The sequence below is a fragment of the Pseudomonas putida genome (genome assembly GCF_005080685.1).
Lineage (GTDB): Bacteria > Pseudomonadota > Gammaproteobacteria > Pseudomonadales > Pseudomonadaceae > Aquipseudomonas > Aquipseudomonas putida_V.
Genome location: NZ_CP039371.1, coordinates 2,386,618 through 2,408,580 on the forward strand (window position 1 = coordinate 2,386,618; position 21,963 = coordinate 2,408,580).

18 protein-coding genes are annotated in these 21,963 nt (G+C 57.6%); 3 read left to right on the forward strand and 15 right to left on the reverse strand.

The features are described from left to right. The first annotated feature begins 87 nt into the window (after positions 1-87). From E6B08_RS11000 to E6B08_RS11010, 3 genes are all read left to right on the forward strand, one after another. Complete coding sequence (locus tag E6B08_RS11000) at positions 88-1,011, forward strand: LysR family transcriptional regulator (protein WP_136914019.1); 924 nt, start codon at positions 88-90, stop codon at positions 1,009-1,011. Between the two features lie 133 nt (positions 1,012-1,144). Next, on the forward strand, positions 1,145-3,592 hold the full coding sequence (locus tag E6B08_RS11005; RefSeq protein WP_192938645.1) for a TonB-dependent receptor plug domain-containing protein: 2,448 nt from the start codon (positions 1,145-1,147) through the stop codon (positions 3,590-3,592). A gap of 14 nt (positions 3,593-3,606) precedes the next feature. Next, entirely contained in the window at positions 3,607-4,677 is a 1,071-nt protein-coding gene (locus E6B08_RS11010) for an ABC transporter substrate-binding protein (protein ID WP_136914021.1), read from the forward strand. Here the strand turns inward: E6B08_RS11010 and E6B08_RS31120 are convergent. From E6B08_RS31120 to tssF, 15 genes are all read right to left on the reverse strand, one after another. Next, positions 4,644-5,420, reverse strand: a complete 777-nt coding sequence (locus tag E6B08_RS31120; RefSeq protein ID WP_322349413.1) for a hypothetical protein — start codon at positions 5,418-5,420, stop codon at positions 4,644-4,646. The genes E6B08_RS11010 and E6B08_RS31120 overlap by 34 nt on opposite strands. Positions 5,421-6,311: 891 nt before the next feature. Next, entirely contained in the window at positions 6,312-6,569 is a 258-nt protein-coding gene (locus E6B08_RS11020; protein ID WP_136914022.1) for a PAAR domain-containing protein, read from the reverse strand. Beyond that, positions 6,566-7,459: a hypothetical protein gene (locus tag E6B08_RS11025; protein WP_136914023.1), complete on the reverse strand. Its 894-nt coding sequence runs from the start codon at positions 7,457-7,459 to the stop codon at positions 6,566-6,568. The genes E6B08_RS11020 and E6B08_RS11025 overlap by 4 nt, the downstream gene beginning before the upstream one ends. Before the next feature lie 273 nt (positions 7,460-7,732). Continuing rightward, on the reverse strand, positions 7,733-7,990 hold the full coding sequence (locus E6B08_RS11030; RefSeq protein ID WP_136914024.1) for a PAAR domain-containing protein: 258 nt from the start codon (positions 7,988-7,990) through the stop codon (positions 7,733-7,735). Next, the gene (locus E6B08_RS11035; protein WP_238349317.1) at positions 7,987-8,787 is read right to left on the reverse strand and encodes a DUF6708 domain-containing protein; all 801 of its coding nucleotides are present in this window, start codon (positions 8,785-8,787) and stop codon (positions 7,987-7,989) included. Before E6B08_RS11035 ends, E6B08_RS11030 begins: the two co-directional genes overlap by 4 nt. Continuing rightward, positions 8,784-11,975, reverse strand: a complete 3,192-nt coding sequence (locus E6B08_RS11040; protein ID WP_136914025.1) for a T6SS effector BTH_I2691 family protein — start codon at positions 11,973-11,975, stop codon at positions 8,784-8,786. Before E6B08_RS11040 ends, E6B08_RS11035 begins: the two co-directional genes overlap by 4 nt. Further along, positions 11,972-12,895: a hypothetical protein gene (locus tag E6B08_RS11045; RefSeq protein ID WP_238349318.1), complete on the reverse strand. Its 924-nt coding sequence runs from the start codon at positions 12,893-12,895 to the stop codon at positions 11,972-11,974. The genes E6B08_RS11040 and E6B08_RS11045 overlap by 4 nt, the downstream gene beginning before the upstream one ends. Beyond that, on the reverse strand, positions 12,892-14,958 hold the full coding sequence (locus E6B08_RS11050; protein WP_136914026.1) for a type VI secretion system Vgr family protein: 2,067 nt from the start codon (positions 14,956-14,958) through the stop codon (positions 12,892-12,894). Before E6B08_RS11050 ends, E6B08_RS11045 begins: the two co-directional genes overlap by 4 nt. 74 nt (positions 14,959-15,032) lie before the next feature. Then, positions 15,033-15,548, reverse strand: a complete 516-nt coding sequence (locus E6B08_RS11055) for an Hcp family type VI secretion system effector (protein WP_136914027.1) — start codon at positions 15,546-15,548, stop codon at positions 15,033-15,035. Between the two features lie 133 nt (positions 15,549-15,681). Next, positions 15,682-16,527, reverse strand: a complete 846-nt coding sequence (icmH, locus tag E6B08_RS11060) for a type IVB secretion system protein IcmH/DotU (RefSeq protein ID WP_136914028.1) — start codon at positions 16,525-16,527, stop codon at positions 15,682-15,684. Between the two features lies 1 nt (position 16,528). Then, positions 16,529-17,866 carry a type VI secretion system baseplate subunit TssK gene (gene tssK / locus E6B08_RS11065; protein WP_136914029.1) on the reverse strand — a complete coding sequence of 446 codons (1,338 nt, stop codon included), beginning with the start codon at positions 17,864-17,866 and terminating at the stop codon, positions 16,529-16,531. 46 nt (positions 17,867-17,912) lie between these two features. Further along, entirely contained in the window at positions 17,913-18,659 is a 747-nt protein-coding gene (tssJ, locus tag E6B08_RS11070; protein ID WP_136914030.1) for a type VI secretion system lipoprotein TssJ, read from the reverse strand. Continuing rightward, a complete protein-coding gene (locus tag E6B08_RS11075; RefSeq protein ID WP_136914031.1) occupies positions 18,656-19,219 on the reverse strand; it encodes an FHA domain-containing protein in 564 nt (187 codons plus the stop codon). The genes tssJ and E6B08_RS11075 overlap by 4 nt, the downstream gene beginning before the upstream one ends. Next, positions 19,216-20,232 (reverse strand): type VI secretion system baseplate subunit TssG, encoded by a 1,017-nt coding sequence (gene tssG / locus E6B08_RS11080; RefSeq protein WP_136914032.1) that lies wholly within the window; start codon positions 20,230-20,232, stop codon positions 19,216-19,218. Before tssG ends, E6B08_RS11075 begins: the two co-directional genes overlap by 4 nt. Further along, positions 20,196-21,962 carry a type VI secretion system baseplate subunit TssF gene (gene tssF, locus E6B08_RS11085; RefSeq protein WP_136914033.1) on the reverse strand — a complete coding sequence of 589 codons (1,767 nt, stop codon included), beginning with the start codon at positions 21,960-21,962 and terminating at the stop codon, positions 20,196-20,198. The genes tssG and tssF overlap by 37 nt, the downstream gene beginning before the upstream one ends. Position 21,963 lies beyond the last annotated feature (1 nt).

A 21,963-nucleotide genomic window follows, 5' to 3' on the forward strand; every position in this document is an offset into this window, starting at 1 on the left:
GGTTGTAAGCATGGATCGTTTTGATATATCTAAAAGTAATTATTATGTGTAATTATTATTTCTTGTAGATATAGAAGTGCGTCGGCCATGGCCAATCTCGACCTCAATCTGAACCTGCTCGCCACGCTTGATGTGTTGCTCAGCGAAGGCAGTGTCAACCGAACCGCTGCCCGTTTTGGTGTGAGCCAGGCGGCAATCAGCGTGCAGTTGGCGAAATTGCGCAGCCATTTTGGTGACGATATCTTCGTTCCCCGGGGGCGTCGCCTGGTCGCTACCCCGTTCGCCGAAACCCTGCGTGAGCCGGTGCGGGAGCTGATCGAGCAGGCGCAGCGGGTGATCGGCCTGCGCCAGGGCTTCGACCCCGCCACTACCGGGCGCGATTTTCATATACATGCTGGCGACATCGACTCAATCCTGCTGCTGTCCCACGTTGTTCGCGGGCTGCACGAGGTGGCGCCGAACATCCGCCTGTTCATCCATGGCTCGGTAGCAGCGGCCTCGATGATCGACTTCTTCATCCGCCCGGTCGGCTTGCACACGCCGGAATATGCCAGTTGCGTACTCTATACCGACCACTATTGCGTGCTGGCCGACGCGGAGCATCCGGCACTGGCTGGCAGCGTCAGCCATTCAGACTACTTTGCCGCCAACCACATCGTCCGCCATGCCGGGCACACCGGAGCACCGAGTTTCGAAGCAGCGACCATGGCGCGCCTAGGTAACGTGCGCAAGGTCGCCCAAGTGGTCGATCACTATGGCAGCATCCCTCCAATGCTAGTGGGCACCCGTTACCTCACCACGGTGCCGAGTTACTTCGCCAGGCAAATGGCAAAAAGCTTTCCGCTGAAATTCGTCGAATTGCCGTTCGAGTTTCCTGGGCAGACCATTCTTCTGCAGTGGCACCCTCATTTGGCGGGGGACATGGCGGCGAATTGGCTGAGAACCTTTATCGTCGAATCGGCGAGCGAGCTTTACGGCTGCGAGCAGGCTGGAAAGTTATTTTCAGAATAACTGAAAGTTAAGCCTGAGTTAGGTGGAAATTATATTTCCCAAAGCGCACCAGTGTGAATTAAAACGTATTTCCTTATTTGCACTTCGGAAACTATCTTCGGCGGCTCTACACAACTTGATGGAGTTTGCCTGGATGCGTTTTGTCGATGTTGCTCCCGGAGTCCGGAGCCTGAGTTTCACCTTGCTGAGCACCTGGGGCCTGACCCAACTGCTGGACCCGGCCAGCGCCCTGGCCGCTGAGCAGCCAGGCGCCGAAGCCGCTACCCCCCGTCTGGACCCGGTGATCAGTTTAGGCACCAACCGCCACGACGCCACCTCGCTGCAGAGCAGTTCGCCGGTTGATGTGATCAGCGCAGAGCAACTGCAGCGGGCACCTGGCACAGGCTTAAGCGGCATCCTGCAGAACCTGCTGCCTTCGTTCCACTTCCCCCAGGCCATGCAGCAGGCGGACGCGGTGTTTTCGGTCGGCGGTGGTTCGCTGCGCGGCTTGCCGCCGGGAGAAACGCTGATTCTGGTGAACGGCAAGCGCCGTCATCCTTCGCCTCTGCTGAACATCGGTAGCGTCTACGACCGTGGCTCGACCAACACCGACCTCAATGCCATCCCGGTGAGCGCTATCGACCATGTCGAGGTGCTGCGCGACGGGGCGTCGGCGCAATATGGCTCGGACGCCATCGCTGGCGTTGTGAATATCGTGCTCAAAGAGCGCGACAGCGGCGGCGGCTTTAACACCCGTATCGGCCAATACAGTAAGGGCGATGGCCTGCGCAAAAGCTATGGCGCATGGAAAGGGTTCGCACTGCCGGGCGACGGTTTCCTCACCCTGAGTCTGGATGCGTTGGACAAGGATAAGACACGCTCCGCCTCGACCGACCGACGGCACTTCTTCAACAGCGATGGTAGTGAAATAGCTTTCGACCGCAAGTGGGATACCGGCGACGCTGCGGCCGATCGCTACAGCTTCGCGCTCAATGCCGACGTCGGCCTCAGCGATGCTCTGCGCGCCTACGGATTCGCCACCTATTCCTACAACCGAGTGCGCGCCAACACCCCATTTGTTGCGCCCACCAATGCGAACAACCGACTGGATGTCTACCCAGCCGGCTACACCCCGGAAATCACCCTGAAGACTGAAGACATCGGCGCTACCGGAGGGCTCAAATACGACCTGGGCGACATTGGGCGCTTCGATTTCTCGCTGAATCATGGCGAGAACCGCTCGCGCTATTACCGGCCAGTTACCCTAAACCCGACCTACGTGGATGCCGCCAGCACTACCAAGAACTACTCGGGGCAGTTCCGCTTCTACCAGAACAACGCCACCCTGGACTACGTCAACGACTTGCACCTCGGCGGCCTGGAACGGCCCTTCACGGTTAACGCCGGTATCGCCTGGCGTAATGAGAAGTTCGAAGAACTTGCCGGTGACGATGACTCCTGGCAAACGGGCGACTACCGCAATCCCAATGGCTCCACGCCTAATCCCGGCGCCGGCTACCGGCCTGCCGACGAAGGTGTCTACAAACGTAACGTATTCGGTGTCTACGGTGGCGTGGAGCACCAGTTGACCGACAAGCTGAACCTTGGTGTCACCGCGCGCACCGAACGCTATTCCGATTTCGGCAGTACCTCTACCGGCAAGCTCAGCGTGCGTTATGACTTTACCCCTGCAGTGGCGCTACGCGGCACCATCAGCAGCGGCTATCGGGCGCCTTCGCTGTCGCAAATCGGTTACCAGCGCACTGACGGGCAGATCCTCGCCGGTACCGACTACTACTCACTCATCCACATGTTTCCGGCCGATTCGGAAGCTGCGCGCGCCTTGGGCGCTACCGACCTGAAACCGGAGAAGTCGACGAGCTACTCTCTGGGTCTGGTGCTGCGGCCGACGCCGGACAGTTCGCTTACCATAGATGCCTACAAGATTTTCTTGCGGGACCGTGTGGTGCTCACCGAGAACCTCACCGGCAGCCGTGTGCGCGAGATCCTCAGTGCTGCTGGCTACACCAACATCATCGGTGCCAGCTACTTCACCAATGGCATGGACACCGAGACCACCGGCGTCGACATCGTCGGGCGCCAACATCTGGGCCTTGCCGCATACGGTGATGTGGACCTGTCGGCGAGCTTTAGTGCCGGACGCACCAAGGTGACTGACATCGCCGAGATCCCAAGGCTTGCCGGCACCGACAACATCCCCATCGGCCGACGTATCGTCAGCCTCGCCGAGGATGCTGCACCGAACAACAAGTTGCGACTGGAGGCACGCCACAACATAGGTAAATGGCATACGACCCTAGCTGCCACCCGTTACGGCACGTACAGCCTGAAGGCTGCCGAGGGACAGGAGAGCTACGACAAGAGCTATGGCCCGCAGTGGGTGACCGATCTCGATCTGGCCTATGACGTAACCCGCGAGCTGACCGTATCGGTCGGCGCCAACAACCTATTCAACACTCACCCGGACAAGTCCACTGGGGCCTCGCGCAGCACCTCCGGCTACCTCGTGAAGTATTCGCACATCGTCCCGGACGGCGCCGAGGGAGCCTTCTACTACCTGAACCTCGACTACCACTTCTGAGACAAGGAACTTTCATGCCTGCTACCAAGACTTCATGCCACTGGCTGCTGGCCCCGGCCCTGGCGGGACTGCTTCTGCTGGGCGGCTGTGGCGCTGACTCGCCGCCGGAAGTTGCCGCGGCGGCACCAGCGCTGTCGGCCGAACTGCAGACGCTATACGAGCAAGCCAAGCAAGCCGGGGAAAAGGAACTGGTGCTGTACACTGCTTTTCCCGAGACGGTGGAGTTGTGGCAGGCCTTTCAGCAGGATTTCCCTGAGATCCGCTTCAAGCCGACGGCCACTACCCAGCTGTATACCCGACTGGCCAGTGAGGCAGCTTCGGGTAACCATATCGGCGACCTGGTGCTGACCGGCTACAGCGAACTGGCCGAACTGGTTCGCCAAGGCCGTCTGGAGCGTGATGTGCCTGCCAGTAGCGCCGCCATTCCAGCGACCTACCGTGACCCGGACGGGTACTTCCAACAGCCCTGGGTCAACGCCTTCACCTTGGCCTATAATAGCCGTTTGCTACGCCCGGAGCAGGTACCGCAAACGTGGGAGCAGATCCTTGACCCGCGCTTCAAGGGGCGCTTCGCCCACGTACGTTTCGTCGGTGCCAGCCCCTTCGACGCTGCAGTGGTGTTGCTTCAGGAAGAGGGCAAGCTGAGCGACGCACAGCTGCAGGGCATCCATGATAACGGCGGGGTCAGCGACAACCCCGGCACCCTGACAGCGAACCTGGCCCAGGGTCGTACCGACTTCGTGCTTTGGGCTCCGGCACAGGTGGTAGCGCGGTTACGCGACAACGGTGCACCGGTGGCGCTGGCATTCCCTGCTGACGTGGCCATTCTCTATGGCCCTGGCGTCGCCAGTCTGCGCAACGCGCCGCACCCCCACGCAGCTCGGTTGTTCAAGGATTGGCTGTTCACTCCAAGGGCCCAGGCGATCATCGCCGAACAGGAGTATGCGTATGGGACCATGCCCGGTAGTCCCACACCGAAGGGATTTCCGCCGATCGAGAGCTTCAGGCAGAAGAGCATTCCCTTCGAGCAAGTGAACGCTTACTTCGATCGCTATCGTGAGAAAACCCGCGCCATTTGGCGATGAGCTTCGGGCTGGCGGCGATTGGAACCTGGACGACATCCCAATTGGTAGGCGCGCTGCGGATCGTCGCGCCGAGCCTGGTGTTTGATGATCCAGCCGACGAGTACGATTTCACCGGGTTCGCCGGTTCGCCAGGGGGCGTAGTGGCGCCACGCTTCTGCTGGAGTCAGGCAGATCGCATGAAGCGGTCTGTGCCACCAGTTGGGTTCGCTAGGCGGGGGGAGTTTGTCGGGGCCGTGGTCCATGAAGTGGCGGAGGTATTCCCAGACTTCGGCAACGTATTGGATGTCGGGTTCGGTGGGTTCGTTGCTGTCGATCCAGAGGCAGTCCTTTTGATGGAGCTTGCCGTCTGCGCGCGGAGGAGCGAAGGCTAATGCATAGCTAGTGCTGAAAGATGAGCCGCCAAATTCTCTGCGCGAAAACAGTGCATCCTCTACTTCACGCCAGTCGAAAATGATTGTTTCTTTGATTCGTTGGTAGTAGATTTTTTTGTCTGGTGATTGAAATAGAATCCGGAAAGTTTCTTGATAAAAAATATCCGATACATGAGGAATGGCGCGAAGATGAGCGGTCCGCAGGCGAGTAAGGCTGCGAAAGTATAGGCGCCCTCGCGAGGATAGTTTCGTGTGGGGTCGTATATGTGCGGGTAAGTATAGAGTGCGATACATATCACCATGGCGGTATAGAGCTTGGCCATGAATACGGAATCGCTTACCCATGGGTTTCGCAGGGCTAAAAACTTCCATGGATGGAATGCAGTTGGCCCGTGATTCTTGGGCTGAATCGTGTTGGCGTGCAGGGCTTGAACAAATTAGTGATGGCCATTGGTTAGTTTTCTAGTTTTAAGGTTTCTGTTGATTCGACATTTTGGCAAAGCCCCTGGCTTGGGCGATAATTGATTGTCAGCTTTGCAGTTTTTTCTTTTTCGACTTCTTGCTTGATGTTCAGTACTAGGCCTGCTGATGTGATATAGCAGTTCGGATCTGGCTCGAGTGTTCTGCCCTCACTCATTCGCTCTGGCCGAGCATGAATTCCCGCAATAGTATCGTGAATTCTACTGTAGGGTTGTTGGTAGGGACATTGTTCGAAACGATATTCGACCAGTTAGGTGGGGGCAGTTGTTTTGTTTATTTCATTCGCTGGATAAGTTGTTGAGGTCTAAGCCGCTCGAGCCTTCAATTGTTAACATGATGGGAGCGAAGGTTTCGATGTGTCACGCCTTCAGTTCATCAATCAAGGATGGGTAGCTCGGGAGTTTTTGATTGATGTCCAATGTGATGTTGTGCCGGGATTCGCCATCATTGTTTTTAGTTTAAAAAATGCTTCTGGCTGCCCAAAGCTCTATAGGGGAGTGGATTCTTTGGTGTGCCTTAGAGTGAAGGTAAACGCCACCTGCTATCAACGCCATGCCAATTAATACTACCCCTGCTGCAGCCCATCCTGCGAAGGGTATTACGGTCGTAGCTCCCGCAATGGCGAGGCCTCCTTCTAAAGTTAGAATCAAAAAACGGGGGCAGGGGGTGTTGTGCGCTAGGTTGGGTTTGGTGGTCTTATAGTTCTGCCCGCGTTACGCCGTAACTGGGAGGTGGCGTTTGAGACGAGGTGAATGCCCGCTGTTATTGTCAGATGCGCGGAGTTCATTCGATCAGCCAACCCTGGTCGCCCTCCACAAGGGTTCCGCCGTGGCTGGTTGTATCTCCCACTCTGGCCGCTGGTTGGCCTTCGATGATCGTGCACTCTGCACCGGTTTCGATCAGTGCGCCGCAACTGATTTGATCGCTTACCCTGGCGACGGCCTTGCCATCGACGAAGGTGGCGCTGGCGCCGGTTACAACTGTTCCTAGGCCATGGATAGGGCAATCGTGGCGATGTCCGACGAGTACGATCGGCCTCATGGGCGTTTCCTTTTACTTTGTTTGATAGGAGCTTCCTCGAAAGCTTCTGGAGGAGGAGGGGCGGCGCGTACGTTGAACACCCGACAGATGACGTACCAGCAGATGGCGAGAGAGAAGTTGTAAGGGAACAGCACAGCCCAGAAGGGTAGTTGCCAGTTCTTTTTGCCTTGCATTTCACCGGGTTCGCCGGTTCGCCAGGGGGCGTAGTGGCGCCACGCTTCTGCTGGAGTCAGGCAGATCGCATGAAGCGGTCTGTGCCACCAATTGGGCTCGCCAGGTGGGGGGAGTTTGTCGGGGCCGTGGTCCATGAAATGACGGAGGTATTCCCAGACTTCGGCGACGTATTGGATGTCGGGATCGGTGGGTTCGTTGCTGTCGACCCAGAGGCAGTCTTTTTGGTGGAGGGTGCCATCCTTGCGCCGTGGGGCGAACGCAAGGGCATAGCTTGTGCTGAAGGACGAACCACCAAATTCGGTGCGCCTGAAAACACCTCCGATAGTATTTGGCCATTCGAATGTGATTAGTGTGCTGAATCGTTTGTAATATATCTCTTGCGTCGCCCTGTTCAAGTAAACATGCGAAAGACCTCTGATGAAGAAAATTCTATATGCTAAAAATGGCGTGAAGATAAGTGGTAAAAATAAATAAAATGCTAATCCGTTTGTGTCGGTAAGTACGTTGGTTCTGTAGCTGGGGTCGAATATGTCAGGGTAAATTGTGAACATCATGGCTAAAGTCATCGCTGTATAAATTTTTCCCATGAATACAGAGTCCGTGACCCACGGGTTTCGCAATGCAAGTACTAGCTGGCTTACTTCTAGTGCTTGACTTGTGGCTCTTGCCTTTACAGTTGGGTTCGGTTCATGCGTGAAAAGCCATTGCGTAGACATATGTCATTTCTCAATCGTGGGTATTAGCGTTGAGGTGGGTGAAAAGTCATCTTTAATGTTGAAAAGAAAAAGGGACAGATTTATTTTTCAGATAGTGTGGCCGGCGTTGCGGTGCAATTGGGAGGTGGCGTTTGAGGGGAATGATTAAACTCGTAGCTATAACCGAAGTTTGCAGCACCACTCTTGTGACTCAGCGGGTCCAAGCGGGTGAACTCTGTACTCTAAGTTCAGCGGCGCAGCGTTGTGACTGTTTACTTGAGTGAGGGATAAAACTCACTCAAGTAGCCAGTCGGCATCCCCTTCCGTTAATACGCCTCCATGATCCGTTTCGTCTCCTTGGCGTGCGACGGATTTTCCTCCGATTAGGTAGTTCGTTGACCCGCTTACGATGAGAGCGCCGCAACTTACGCGATCGCCGACTCTAGCAACGGGTTTGCCGTTGAAGGTGTAGTCAGCACTACCCGTTTCGACGACGCCAGCGCCGTGCAAGGGGCAGTCATGGCGGTGGCCGACGAGTGTCACGGGTTTCATGATTGGTCTCCCGAACCAGGTGCGGTACGAGATTCGAGGCCCATGTCGGCTGGCCATTCAACTTTTGGGGCGAGCCGGTGGAATGGGTTGGGATGGTCATCTCTTTCTGGGTCATGAGGTGCGTACTTGAAATCTGGTAATTCTTCAGGGCCGCTCTGCATGAACTGCCTAGCGATGACCCAATATTGCTTTCCCTTCTCTAAGTTATCAGCTAAGAGTAATCGGTCTATTACTTCGCCAGTTTCCGGGGCGCGAACTGAAAGCATGACTTTTTCCACGACTCCGCCGTGACCCATCGGTAGGTATACTCGATAATACTCAGCCGTAATAGTGTTCCATTCATATGTGACGGGCTTAACTCCCCAGCTTTTGCGGCCAAGAGGGCGGATTCGGTCGAATCTATAGTGGTAGAAGTAAACTTTTTGACGGCATCGGTTGAAGCGTATTGGCTCATTGCGCGGCAACATCAGATCTAGTCTTATGTATGGTGTGAGCAAATAAAAAGTTGCTATCCAGGCGAGCATGAGTTGGATTATTAATGTATGGTCGGTTCTTGGTGAGGCGATAAAGTGTATGGCTAGAAATGCTGATATTGCGGCGGAAGTTAGGAGGATGGCGAGACCGGCAATGCTGAGAATTCCTCTGAACGGAATTCTTGATAGAGGGAGGTCCAAGAATATTTTGTTGATCTGGGTCGGTGGAGGAAAGACTTCTGTGATGCTGCACTCTAGCTCAGGCGGCATAAGTGGGCTAGGTAGATCGTATTTCCAGCCGATGTCTCGGTTTGCTGTTTTCATTGGCTGTACTCCTTTCTTATGATTTCTGCGTAACCGTCTGGAGAAAAGCGTTCGGGCCAGTAAGCTACATATAGAGATGCAGAGCTTATTTCTTTCGTCCAGGCGCCGGGAGTGAGTTCTATTTCGCCCGTAAAGGTGATGGTTGAACTGGCTTGGTCTCCTCCGCTTGAATTTAATTTTGCCTCGGAGATTTTTACATGTTCGGGTCGATACTTGGAGCGCTGCAAAGGGGTGAGCAATGGGTTGCTAAGGTGCAGGATTTCGGGTGGCTCATTGGGGGGGTAATGCTCTGCATAGGCTACAAGCTGACCGCTATTGTGAACAGGGCCTTCATTCTCTCCATTATGGTGAAAAACCACTGCCCATCGATAACTAGAGAGGCCTTCAATGAAGCCAGGGAGTGTGAGATGGAATTTCAGTTTTTCCTCGAGCTTCATCTTTTCAACCTTTCCCTGCAGTGAGCCTGTTGAAGCATTTACTAATCGGGACGAGAATGAGATATTCGTGCGTACACCTAATGTGGCTGCATTTAGTTCGGAGAAGGCAAGGTCCGCGTGATGCGGTTTATTCCAGTGAATGCTCGGTTTTTCGTTAGCAAATCCGAAATAACTACGTCTTGCCCATTTTTCCAATTCAGTCGACTCTTCTTTCTGCGCAAATTTGGACAGAGAGAGGGCGAATAGACCTAGAAGAATTGCTATGCCGAGCGGGCCAAATATTGCAGGGGTGCCAATGGCGATGACTCCATAGTATGTGCCTGCACTCGCCGTAACGCCTGAGAAAAAGTATACGGTAGCGGCTGTGTCATCGCCTGATTGAAAACTTCTTGTGGTCGCCATCGCAGCCTGAATTGCGTCGATAAGTCCTGTTGCGGCGCTAATTGACGCGCCGATGCGAATAAAGTTTCGTCCTGTATTTTTGGCGTTCGTTGCTGTTGTGATTAGCATTCCTAGGGCTTCTGTGGCTGAGCCCACTATCGCTATATACGAGCCAAAAAGCGCAATACTTGCTTCGCGGGCTGTCGGCCCTATTTCGGCCTCCGCACGTTCCGCGTTCTTCTCCAAGCTGTTGTTCAGTAAATACAGCCCACCCAGAGCTAGTAATACTTCCCCGCTGCCCTTCATCCCTCTCAACCCGCTAAAGCTTCTTCGCACCAATTGCGAAGCCTGTCGAGCGTTAACCCGCACCCCGTCGAGCGCCTTCCGTGCATGTACTTCGAGCGTCCCAGCCGCCACTGAAATGTTCACCAACCCCAGTTGAGCCGTATTACCGAGTTGGTTGACATTCAAATGGACCTCCTTGAGCAGCTGCTCACGCAATACATGAGCCTTGCCCTCCACCCAAACGCTGACATTGATCACCGTGTTCGCAATCTTCGGATCAAGCACCGCAAGGCTCAGCAGCCCTGTCTGGATGATCGGTCTCACCTTGCGCATCCCGCCCTGCGCGCCGGCCATCATTTCATCGAGGCTCGGCATCACCCGATCCCGTGCCTTGGCCATCGCTTCATTGGCCTTCTGCTGCACCTCCCGCACATGAGCGCACTGCAAGGCGTAGTACTCGCCCAGTTTCATCGGCACTTGCAGTTCGATCAGATGCACCCCGTTGTAGAGCAACTGACTGGCCGTGTTCAGGCGCAGCACCACATGCTGGATACCGGGGGCCAATTGGGCCTGCAGGCGTTGGGTGGCAGCATTCAGGGCGCCCTGCGCTTCGCTGACTGCTTGTTTCAGGGCATCACGCAGGCGCAGCCCGAAATCATCGCTGGCAATGAGCTTGGTCAGCGCAGCATAGAGCTTGTCGCTGTCATTCCATTGCACCGGGTCGTTATGAGAGAAGCTCGGAAGCAGCGCAGCGAGCAACGCCTGGTCGCGTAAGAGAACGGCCCGATAGGCCGGGCTGTTCGGGTCTCGCAGCCACTTCAGCCAAAGCGCTTCGCTGCTTCCGGGCGGCGGAGGACCAGGCTCGGAGCGCGGCGCTTCGGTGATGCCGCCGGCCAGACACGCAGCCATGGTCTTGCAGTACGCCACGCCTGAATCGCGGTCACGGCCGTCGTAGTCGTACTGCTCGATGCGCGCGAACGCCACGCTTTCACAGAGGGCGGCATACTTTTTCGCGTGGTGGTCGATATGCCATTGGAAGCGTGCCTCCTGGCTGTCGTACTCCAGCTGAAAGGCGGCGCGCCGGGGTTCGTCGTAACGTTCCTCGAGCCTTGCATCGCTCTGTTGCTGGCGCATCTCGACGATGCGCTGGCGTTCGATTTCTGGATCGACGAACACCGGCGGCCCGTCGCCTGTTTGAGGCCCGAACGCTGGGACCTCTTGCGCAGCCCACTCACGGTGGGTCGCCCGGATGATTTGCAGGATCTGCGAGGTTTGCAGTTGGTAGGCACGCTGCGGGTCCTCGCGCCAGACCTGGCGTTTGACGATCCAGCCGAGGCGTTGATGGTTGTACTCCTGGATGAGCCCGACCGTGTCGTGGAGGATAACCGCGGGAACACCCTGCGTAAGCGTGTGCTTGGCCATGGCGTTGGTCACGAAACCACGCAGGGCCGTTTTGCGCAGTAGGCGGCTGTGGAACCCGTGGGCGCTGTCGAAAGGGCCGGCCAATTGCTGGTTGTATTCGAACACCAGGTCATCGACTTGAAGATGCTCGGGCGTCATGGCCATGCCAACGTCGCCAGGATTGTCCCGGGCCTGGGCCAGGTCCAACACCTGGAAACGGTCAGATGGCGCCTTGGCGGTCTTGTAGTCAATGAGCACGCTGACCGGCCAGGGATCACTGGAAAATGCGATCCACGCCGTGCTGTAGCGATCCGTATCGACGTTGAAGAACGCCGAGGGAATGTCGTGGTCCGCGTTCACGCACTTATTTGGCAACGGAGGTGGGGCACCGAGCGGCGGCTCGTAGGGGTCGAAGCGGCGAAGGTGGCCCTGCTCGGTGACTTCGTAGGCATGCCAGACGCTCTCGTCGAGCAACACATAGAGGTAGCCGCTGCGCAGTGTGCGCAGTCCTAGCATGGTTCCTGGCACGGGTGGGGCGTCGTCTGCGATCCAGGCAGGTCGCGTATCGGGCACGAGTGCCCGTCTCAGGGGCAGGATGGGCAGGCCATGGCGTTCACAGGCCTTGCATTGGTCGGGCAGCGCGGTTTCGGCGACCGCGGTGGCAATGATTTGGCTGATGGTCATGAGTGAGGCCTGGCTGGGGGGAGGGTGGCAATCATGCGATCCCAGGTTGCTGCGCTGAGCGTGGATAACAGCGAGGAAAGGGGACGGCGCAAGCGGATGCAGGTGTCGATGAGTCGCTGCACGGCAGCCAATTTGTGTATGTCGGGATGCAGGCACAGTTGATGGAGGGCCAGCACCAGAATGTCTTCTTGCTCACTCAGACCGAGCCTGCGCGCATCTTCAATGTGGTTGGATGCGCGCACTGCAGCCAAGGTGGGCAGAGGCAACAGTTCCGGGGACCGAGGACGACTAAGCAAGACTCGGCGTGCGGCCAGAAGGGCCTCGATCAGCGCTACGTCTCCGAGAACACGTGTAGTGGCTGCGGGCAGGTCGCTACGGGAGTTGGGGTGCCCATTAAGGCTGGCGAGCCTGCCGCCGCTAGTCAGAAATACCCAGTGCTCGATTGGCCACCACGGCCCATGCTCTGGCTGTTGCAACAAGGCAACGAGCAACTCCAAGCGCAAGGGCTCGTACACTGGAGAAAACGAGGTAGCGCCGGTTTCGTTCGGTAGTCGGCACAAAGCAGTGATGTGATACGCGATTCGAGCCGGCGGTGTTTTGCTCAGTAACCAGCCACAGACATGGCGTTTGCGCCGCTGTACATCGTGGAGGGCTGCTTCCGCCGTTGCTTTCAACAGAGAGGGGCACGGTTGCATTCCTGGGCTCGACAAACAAATCAAGGCAGGATGCAGAGCCGGCTCTGGCGGCAAGTCGGCGCGATAAACCCGGGTGATCGCACTTTCGCCCATAGTTTCATGTACCCGAGCCAATATAGAAAGGTGGCTATCTTCACGAACCGCCAAAGGATCGACTAGCACGAGGCAGTACATCTCAGGTCGCAATTGCTCTGTGATGAGTTTGATCACGGCATCGCTGTTCATCGACGCTTTTCCTCACAGACCGTGTTTCCCTCTGGCGTGAGATCTAATGCAACTGTGTTCCCCTCTCCATTGGCGCCCGCAGTGGTCGGCCCGAGAAGTGTGAGTGTTCGGCCATTGATCGTGACGCCTTCCTGATCCAGGACGATGCTGCCGCCGGGGCTTCTGAACTCGATACGTTCGCTGGATTTCAGCTCGTAGACAGTGGTTTGCTGACTCACTCCCTCGCCGACATTGATGGTTTGGTGGCCTTTGACAAAAAGCGCGCTATGTCCGCCTATGGCCATGCGGTGATTGGCACCGGTGGATTCGGATCGGTCATTCTTGACCTCTTCGGTCAGGTTATGGCCGATGTTTACCTGGCAGGAGCGCCCAATCAAATGGATTCGATCGCGCCCCGTTTCCTGTCGTAGGTCGTGGCCAACGGTCAGTTGTTCGTCATTGCCAACCTGCTCGATGCGGTTGTGTCCGACGCTAGTGGTTTCATCGTGCTTGACCACATTGTTCTGATCACGCTCGGCATGCATGAACACCTCCTGGCGCCCCAGCTCATCCTCGAAGCGCAGTTCATTGAAGCCCCGCCCCTTATGGGTCTTGCTCTTGATGGTCATGCGCGTCTTGTGTTGGGGCAGCTCGTAGGGCGGCAGCTGGTTGCCGCAATAGGTGCGCCCGGTGATCATCGGCTGGTCGGGGTCGGCATTGACGTATTGGATGATCACGTCCTGACCGACCCGGGGGATGGCCATCGCGCCCCAGCCGCCTCCGGCCCAGCCTTGTGACACGCGCACCCAACAGGAACTGAACTCGTTGTTCTTGCTTTCGCGGTCCCAGGGAAAGCTGACCTTGACCCGACCCCACTCGTCGCAATAAATCTCTTCGCCGGGCGGGCCAACCACGGTGGCCATGTGCGGGCCGTCGACCCGCGGTTTAGGCAACGACTTGGGGCGCCACTCGGCCATGCCGGGAACCAGCAGCGCAGTGTGCTGGTAATGCGTGCCGCGATCGGCACCTGCGGCTTCTTCCTGCAGGCTGGTGAACTGGGAGCCTTCGTGTTTCACCTCGATCACGCGCCAGTGTACATTGAGGTCTTCGCGCGGGTGCTCGGTGAGGGTGAAGCTCAGGCCCGCTTGCAGGCGTTCGTCGTCGCCGATGACTTCCGCGATCCGGGCATCATGGCGCAACGCGCTGAAACGGGTGGCGGTGAAGGGCTTGCCGACCGCATCGCGCTTGTAGCGGCCTGGATAGTCGAAACGCTCGTAGTCGGGGGATTGCTCGATGCCGGCCAGGTGCTCCTGGCGATAGGCTGGGTTGGTGAAGGTGTAGTCGCGCTGCACCTGGCGCGAGGTGCGGACCTGCTCGCTGTAGCGCAAGCGGCGCAGGCACGGCCCGGGCTGATCGCCGCCGCTGTTGGCGTGGTACAGCACGGTGTCGATTTTGGGCTTTTGCGAATCGTTGGCACGGTGTTCGCTTTCCTGCTCGATGGCGCCGCGACTGAGTTGCCCGAGGGTGAGCACATGGTCGGTGAAGATCAGTCTGTGCTGCTTGGCAGTGTGCTCGAAGCGGTAGACGAAGCCTTCCTCGGCTGCCAGGCGGGCAATGAATTCGAGGTCGGTCTCACCGGCCTGGACACAGAACTCCCGGACTTGATGGTTGAAGTTGCTGGAGATTTCATGGCGGATGATGCCCTGGCGCTTGAGCATGATCTCGAGAATCTGTGGAACGGTCTTGTGCTGGAAGATGCGCCAGTTCGAGCGCAGGGCGGCACGTGCCAACTGCGGCTCGACCACGGCGTGATAGCGGGTGCGGTAGAAACCGGTCTCGCCTTGGGTGAAGCTGCTGACCAGGCCGTGCACGTAACGCACCGGGCGATCAGCGCGCCAGAGGGTGAAGAGCACGGGCTTGTCGAGCAGATGGGCGAAGTTGACGTTCTTCTCGAAGCTGATCAGCTCAAGGGTCAGTTCGAAGGGTGTGCTCACTGCCTCCGTGAGTGAGAACGACACCACTTCGAGCTGCGTCGTGCCGACCAGGGGTTGGAAGGTGAAACGCAGGTCGGATTGGCTAGGCATGAGAACTCCTTGTACGCCATTTGGGGAAGCGAAGAGCCGGACAGGACAAACCTGTCCGGAGCATTCGAGGCAGGTCAGACGATCGGTTTGCGCCAGTCGTCGGAACCTTCGGTACCTGCGGTGACGTGGGTCCAGGCAATCTTGCGGTAGGCCATGGATACCTCGATCAACTGGGTGAAGTCTGCGTTCTCTTTCTTCTGGGCGTGTGGCAAGACGGTGCTGATTTCAACGATGGTCGCGTCCTCGAGCTTGGTGGTGAAGAAGTGTTCCTGCTTGCCCTCTACCGAGGTTCGATACCAATTGATTTCGACAGTTGGCAGCATCTCGCCGCTCGCCAGCGCCTGGTACATCAACGGTGTGGCCTTGTTCAACGAACTGGTAAAGGTGAACGGCTTGTGTACCCGCTGGCCTGCAGGTTGACCGCTCTGTGGGTCCGTGGGCACGCTTACCTGATGCTTGATTTCCTGTACCAGAATCTCGTCTTCATGGCCTTCTACGAAGACGTTACCGACCGAGTCGGAAGTGAACGCACCGGCCGTGATGTTGCCCTGGGTTTGTCCTTCGATCTTGATGTAAGCGGGTGTTGGCATTGCAGTCTCTCCTGCATCCATGTGGATAAAACACGCGCACCACCGGTGGCGTGGCCATCGAAGACGATGGACTTGTCAGCGCGGCCAAGGCCCCGCCAATTCGTTGATACGAGCGGTTTCAGCCGTTTAGCGGCTATTGCTGCAGGATGCCGTTGAGCGACTCCAGCACTTCGGTGGTAATCAGGTGGAGGCGGTAGCTGTAAATACCGTATGCCGCCGCCATGGCCATGGCGGATATGACCAAGGGGCTCCACCAAGGCCATTGCCGACTCATGCGGTAATGACGCGGTGCAACATTGGCGAGGGGGTCGTGGGTTCGCGCCGGCACAGGGCCCCGCGCTTCTCGGATGACGGCATATACCTTCTTGATCAGGCTGTTCAGTGCTTCGTTACCTTTCGGGGCAATACCGTATTTGCCCTTCAGGCCAAGGCACAGGCACATGTAGATGAACTCGATGGCGTCCAGGTAGCGCTTGGGTTCCTGCATCAACCGCGACAGCACGGTGAAGATCTTGTCGCCGCCCGAGGTTTCATGATGGAAGATGCTCAACAGCGGTTCATGGCTCCAGCAGGAGGGCGTCCCCCAAGGTCGGGTCATGACTGCTTCATCCAGGTACAGGCACAACGCGTAGGAATAGGCCAGCAAATGGGCAGGTTCGTAGGCGTGCTGGCGCATTTCCTCGACGATGTTGGTGACTTCGTTGCGAACCTGCTTGTGCACCTCTGCGATGTGAGGCAGCTCGTCAAGGGTTCGCAGACGCATCACCAGGCCGAACAATGGCATGGCGGCGTCTATCATCTGGTTGGCGTAGCCACCCCGAAGCGCGAAATCAGGATCGGCCGGATAGCAGGCCTCATGGGGCTTGGTTTGCTGCTCTCTTGCACGGGCTCTCGTCCATGTGCTGGTTTGCAGTTCAGAGGGCAAAGGTCCTCTGTCAGCGTTCCTGTCGTCATCGGCTTTGTACAGATGGTTGTCCATTTCACTCACTCCTGATCGCCCAGAACTGCAACTGCAGGCCGGGTATCTCGCCGGAAATCTGTATGCCGAAGCCGTTGCTGTCCTTCATGGATTCCCAGGCCGGTCCCCGCTGTTCAAGCTCGAAGTAGCAGAACCCTGCGTGGAAGGGCAGGTCGCGTGGTGCCACGGGCAACGGCAGCAGGGTCATGCCATCCAACAGGTACGGCACCAGTTCACTGGTTGCCACCAGCGAGGTCACCTTGGTTCTTTGCAGGAACTGTTGTCGCAGATCCTCAGCGGGCAGGTCAGCGTGTACGGCGAGGATGAAAGCCGCTGTGTCGATCAAGCGACGATCTTCCAAGGTACTGTTGAGTACGCCGTGTTGGTGGGATATCAACGGTAGCGAAATCGCACGCGGTTGGAGCACGGTGCTCAGCGTTCGGCGCAGCGTCTCTTCCAGTGGCTTGAACGAGGTACGAAGATCCGTGTGGTGATAAGCGGGATAATCCTGAGGCGTCCTGCTCTCATCGGTGAAGGTCACCAGTTCGCCGCACGCCTGGCTCATGCAGATATAGAGTTGCTCTGGATGGGTCTGCGGCTGGCGCGCCAGGTGCTGGAAATGCGGCCACCAACGGTTCATGGCTTGCAGCAGGTTGAAGTCACGGATGTCCGCGATACCGGACTGGCCCGACGAGCCGATACGTGCTGCCAGGTTCCTGGCGCGCTCGCGCAGTGTATGGGTGATCTCGTCGAGAAAGCGTTTGAGGCCAGGCACTGCTCCTACCGAAAGGCTCGTGGGATAAAAGCCTTCGTCCAGTCGCAGTCCTCCATCAGGGCGACGTTCAAGGACCTTGGCCACGGCAAGGCGGGTATAGGCGCTGCTGTCCTGCGCTTCTCCCCTGAGTTGGAAGTTCGGTACTGCCAGGTCGACTTGTACCAAGTCACCGTCCGCAGTGTGGGTGTCCTTGATTTCGTAAGGCTGGGCGAGATAGCGAAAGTTCGCAGCGTTGTCTGGCCAACTGACCTCCCGGCCACCCTCCGTGCGCAGTGGCAGGCACAGGTAGATTTCGTTGGACTGTGATGCGTCGCCGGTGACTTGCAGAGGCGCTGGAGGGGCGAGGTCACCAGGAATGTCAAACGCGGTGCCATCGGGCATGATGCCCCGTGCACGGGTAATGGCGATCTTTCCGAGGCTCAGGTATTCATCGTTCAACTGGAGTTCGCTGAAACCGTAGAAGGCTCCGTTGAGACTGCTCAGGCGTTGGTGAAACGCTGCCTCACTGGCTCGGGCCGATTGCTGGAAGTGCTGGGGCTTGACGAACAAGCCTTCGGGCCACAGGACGGGGTTACGTGAGCTCATGGGCGCTCCAGGTCAGAATGGAGAGGTTGGCGGGCAGAATGGGCTTTCATCGGCCTTCTTCCTTCAGGATCAACTGCGAGTCCTGGACCTGCAGCGAGAGGACTATGTGCCGGCCTTGGGGCTCGATCCTTAGCACCTGCTTCCAGGTCGCGTCCTGCTGGGAGCCGTAATCGGCAATCACGGCTATGTAGCGAGTCTCGGCATGGACCTTTGTGAAGGGCACAAACTTGAACTGTCCAGGGAAGAGCAGGTAGTCGTCATCGTGGATGTATGTACTGCGCAGTGTTTTCGCCAGGTCGCTGTCGAGCGTTTGATACAGGCTACTGCGCAGCAGGGAATCGTCCCGTAGCTGCAGGATTTTTATGGCGATGGGCGTGGCTATCTGCTCCGAGGCTTCGGCTGTGTCGTTGGGTGAATCCAGGAGAAAGGCTGGATCGTCGTAGCTACCGGGGGTGTCCTCTACAACGGGCAATTGGGCCGGTTCCACTTCGGTGTCGTGTTCCATCTCCTGAGGTGCGGTCGCTGGAAATTGTTCTGTGTTGAGGCTTGCCGCGTAGGCGAAAGGCTCCACCTCGGGTTTTTCCTCGAGGATGGCGGCAAGGCTGTTGGGATTGCGATTGATCGTAGGGCTGACGTTGATACTGAAAGCAACCTCGGTGGGCTGATCTTCAGGTTGGCCCACGGGCACGGAGGGGTCCATGATGACCTGACCCAGTTTGCTCATGGTGGTGCAGCCTGCGCTGGCGACGAACGCAGACGCCAGCGCGATCAGGAACAGCAAGCGGCGAGTCATGGCTGATCCCCCACAAAAAGGCCATGCAGGTTGTCTTCTTGCGCCAGCTTCAAATGCTGCAGGGTGTCCAAGGCCAGCAACGGATCGGATCCCATACCCTTGTGCAGTGCCTGGCATATTTCCGGAGGAGGCCGAACCGCTGCGTGTTCGACTTCGTTATCGTCTGGATATGCCGGCGGCAGAGCAGCGAGCACCCCCTGCGCTGGCATGAAAAATCCTTCCAACGAGCGAACGACCGTTTGCTCCTGGTAATGAACCTGAATCAGATAGTTGCCAATGCGAAGTTGGTCGCCATCCTTCAGGCGCATGGGGCCCGACTGTCCAAGGCTGCGAGAACTGCTATTGAGAAAGGTCCGGTTGCAATGGTCGACAGCGCAAAAGCTGTCCTCTGCCCAGCGGATTTCGCAATGGATAGGCCGTACACGTTTGCAGTTGTCGAGAAGTCGCCAATCTGCGGCCTGGGTACCGATGGTGCCTCCTTCGCGATCGAACCGGTGATGGCGGCTCATGCCGTGTTGCAGTTGCTGGTAGTTGACGATACTGAGGGTCAATGTGTTCATGAGCGCCCCCGGATGCTGACGACGGGACGATGGATACCCTGCCTGTCGGCGATGAAACTGGTCCAGCCAAGGTGAGCGCCCTGGTTGCGATCTAGGCAGAAGGGCGAAAGCGCATGCTGTTTGAGTCGCAGCTCCAGGTCGTAGGCGAGGCCATCGCGGAGCAGGAAATCGATGAGTGCGCGTAAGCGTCCGAAGTTGACTCCGCTAGGCAACAAATCACGCAGTTGGGCCTGGTCGAGGTCGCTGATCAGCAGGGTGAACTTGCTACTCCGGGTACGCGTTCGGGTGCCGACTGAGAAGCTGCCTCCGAGTTGGCCGTTGGCTCGCCCGAGACTCACGATCTGCTTCGCGGCGGTGCCGACCACTCGCGTCTCGAACTCGCGGATCTGCACCGAACTCAGGTCGAAACAGTGAGCAATAATTCCCGCGACTGTACCGGGTGCACGGCTACGGCTGGCGATGACGCCGGCAAAGCTCAGCAGCCGACTCCAGGGCAGCGCGGTGGCGCCCCGTAGTTGCTGGTTGTTGAGCCCGATCAATGCGAAGACGTATTGAGAAAACTGGTCGTTGGCCCCCGCTTGGAAGCGGATGTAATAGCGGTATTTACGCCAGATCCGGTGCAACAGGCTGAGTATGCAGTGATTGAAGAAATCGAAGAATGCGGGACGTGCACCGATGCCCTGGGCATGTTCGTAGGCCAATTGTTCCAAGTAGTAGGTGGGCAATGGCGAGTCGGTACCGTGAAGCCCCATGAACGTTGTGCACACGCTGTAACGGTCCTCCCGATCCGGCATTCGTTCTGCTTTCAACACATCGGAGGTCGGGAATTTCAGGCGTGGGTCATTGGTAAGCCGCACGCGCAGACGTACCGTGTCCGCCGCCCGGCGAGGCTCCAGATCGTCTCCATGAAGGCCGTGCAGACGCTCCAGTAACTGGAAAAAATTGTACTGATGCGCCTCGGCCAGCAGCCGGTCGGCTAGATCAGCGGTTGCTTGCCGGTCAGTTGTGGCCATGTGTAATGCTCGTTATTAGTGGTGTTGGTCACTTCCAGTTGATGGAAGGAGTTGATGCTGGCGTAGAGCGCGAAGAACTGGGAAAGCACACAGCTGAACAGGTAGAGATCGCCCTCGCAGAGGAATCCGCTCTGATCGATGTGCAAGTGAGTGCGCAGGCCGCGGATCGGCTGCCCTTTGATCAGCCAGTCCAGGGGGGAGGTGCTGACTTCGCTGATAGCCTGGAGGCGCTTGTGTGTGGACCGCGCTTGTTGGATGTCATGCAATGCCGCGAAGTCGTAAGCGCCAATAACCGCCTTGAGTGGGTCGGCGGACAACAGCGACAGGTAGTTCAGCGAAAGGTTGGAAATCAATGCCCATTGCAACTGACCATCGAGCACCGGACGACAGGGTCGGGAAGGGCGGCGGATATTGCGATAGCTCACCAATGGTGGGGTGACCTCTGTATTCACGCTGATATCGCCCACGCTCAGGGAAAGGGGCAGATCTCGATTGGTACAGGTCAGATCGATCGAGGCGGTTTCCAGCTCACCGATGTAGAGGCTCGCGTCGGCGCGGACGAAAGCTATGCGGTGAATCACTCCATCGTCTTGCAGCGAGTCTTCCACCTGGCAGCGGTAGTACAGCGCGGTGCGGCCCTGAACATGTTCGATCTCATGGGCGAATGACTCGAAGGGGCGGAACACCCGCAGAAGCTGACCGCCGGCGCTGCCTGCAGTGGTGCGCGTGCTGATTACCCGATCGACGCTGAATATTTCGTAGGCGTGGCTCTGGGGGCCGCTTGGCCTCAACAAGGCGTGTGCCTGTTCGCCGGACAGGTCGATAGGCTCGGCACCATGCGGAAAAAGGTTGACCGCAGGGGTGCAGAACAAGCTGAAGTCGTCTTTGCCAACGCGTATTGACTGGGGCAATTGACGGCTGAAATTGAACTCGATATGTACCGTTTGGCTGCTCTCGTCGGGCCAGACTCTGCTCAACCCAGCCAGGCTGAAAAAGTGGAACCGCTGCGGGAACAGAAAATACTCCTGCAAGATTCGGTACCCATCGAATACATTCTGCGGATACGGCAGCAAGGCCTCTTCGGGACCGAAACCAGGGAATCCGACACTACTGGCCGGCAGTCTGCGAACCTGGCCGTTGATGGTCACATCGATGTGTTGGAGGTATTGCGAAAGCCAGAGATACAGCGTCTGGGCGCTGCGGTCGTCGCCGCTCAGATGGATGTCGAGCCTATCGCACTGCAGGGTATTCAGCGGTCGGTCGACGCCTGTTTTCAGGCTGATGCTGACCACTGAGCTATCCAATGTCTGGGTGGCGTCGACCTGGCTGATCTCGAAAGGCTGCAGCGTCACCTCGGTGCAGGTCCGGAACTCGCAGGCGATGCCGTCCACCGGTGTGGAGAACAGGCGGGCACCCTTGGGAATGCAGTGGGATTGGCTGAGTGACTGCTCAAGCGGTGCAAACTGGATGATGGTTGCGCTCGGTAGCGGACGCAGGTAGTTGGGCCACAACAGTTGCAGCATCGGGTGCGTCAGTTCCGGCAGGTCATCCTCGAGCTTGAGCCGTAGCTTGGCAGTCAGGAACGCAAAGCCCTCCAGCAGGCGCTCGACATCAGGGTCGCTGCTGTCCTTGCCGAGAAAACGAGCCAGCTGAGGGTTGTCCTTGGCGAAGTCGGTTCCCAGCTCGCGCAGGTAGCGAAGTTCTTCGCTGAATTGATCCTTTAACGACATG

Coding starts and splice junctions, on each gene's coding strand:
- E6B08_RS11000 (WP_136914019.1), top strand. CDS start 88: ATGGCCAATCTCGACCTCAATCTGAACCTGCTCGCCACGCTTGATGTG.
- E6B08_RS11025 (WP_136914023.1), bottom strand. CDS start 7,459: ATGTCTACGCAATGGCTTTTCACGCATGAACCGAACCCAACTGTAAAG.
- tssK (WP_136914029.1), bottom strand. CDS start 17,866: ATGAGCTCACGTAACCCCGTCCTGTGGCCCGAAGGCTTGTTCGTCAAG.
- E6B08_RS11055 (WP_136914027.1), bottom strand. CDS start 15,548: ATGCCAACACCCGCTTACATCAAGATCGAAGGACAAACCCAGGGCAAC.
- E6B08_RS11030 (WP_136914024.1), bottom strand. CDS start 7,990: ATGAAACCCGTGACACTCGTCGGCCACCGCCATGACTGCCCCTTGCAC.
- E6B08_RS11010 (WP_136914021.1), top strand. CDS start 3,607: ATGCCTGCTACCAAGACTTCATGCCACTGGCTGCTGGCCCCGGCCCTG.
- E6B08_RS11005 (WP_192938645.1), top strand. CDS start 1,145: ATGCGTTTTGTCGATGTTGCTCCCGGAGTCCGGAGCCTGAGTTTCACC.
- tssG (WP_136914032.1), bottom strand. CDS start 20,232: ATGGCCACAACTGACCGGCAAGCAACCGCTGATCTAGCCGACCGGCTG.
- E6B08_RS11075 (WP_136914031.1), bottom strand. CDS start 19,219: ATGAACACATTGACCCTCAGTATCGTCAACTACCAGCAACTGCAACAC.
- icmH (WP_136914028.1), bottom strand. CDS start 16,527: ATGGACAACCATCTGTACAAAGCCGATGACGACAGGAACGCTGACAGA.
- E6B08_RS31120 (WP_322349413.1), bottom strand. CDS start 5,420: ATGGAAGTTTTTAGCCCTGCGAAACCCATGGGTAAGCGATTCCGTATT.
- E6B08_RS11035 (WP_238349317.1), bottom strand. CDS start 8,787: ATGAAAACAGCAAACCGAGACATCGGCTGGAAATACGATCTACCTAGC.
- E6B08_RS11020 (WP_136914022.1), bottom strand. CDS start 6,569: ATGAGGCCGATCGTACTCGTCGGACATCGCCACGATTGCCCTATCCAT.
- tssF (WP_136914033.1), bottom strand. CDS start 21,962: ATGTCGTTAAAGGATCAATTCAGCGAAGAACTTCGCTACCTGCGCGAG.
- tssJ (WP_136914030.1), bottom strand. CDS start 18,659: ATGACTCGCCGCTTGCTGTTCCTGATCGCGCTGGCGTCTGCGTTCGTC.
- E6B08_RS11050 (WP_136914026.1), bottom strand. CDS start 14,958: ATGCCTAGCCAATCCGACCTGCGTTTCACCTTCCAACCCCTGGTCGGC.
- E6B08_RS11045 (WP_238349318.1), bottom strand. CDS start 12,895: ATGAACAGCGATGCCGTGATCAAACTCATCACAGAGCAATTGCGACCT.
- E6B08_RS11040 (WP_136914025.1), bottom strand. CDS start 11,975: ATGACCATCAGCCAAATCATTGCCACCGCGGTCGCCGAAACCGCGCTG.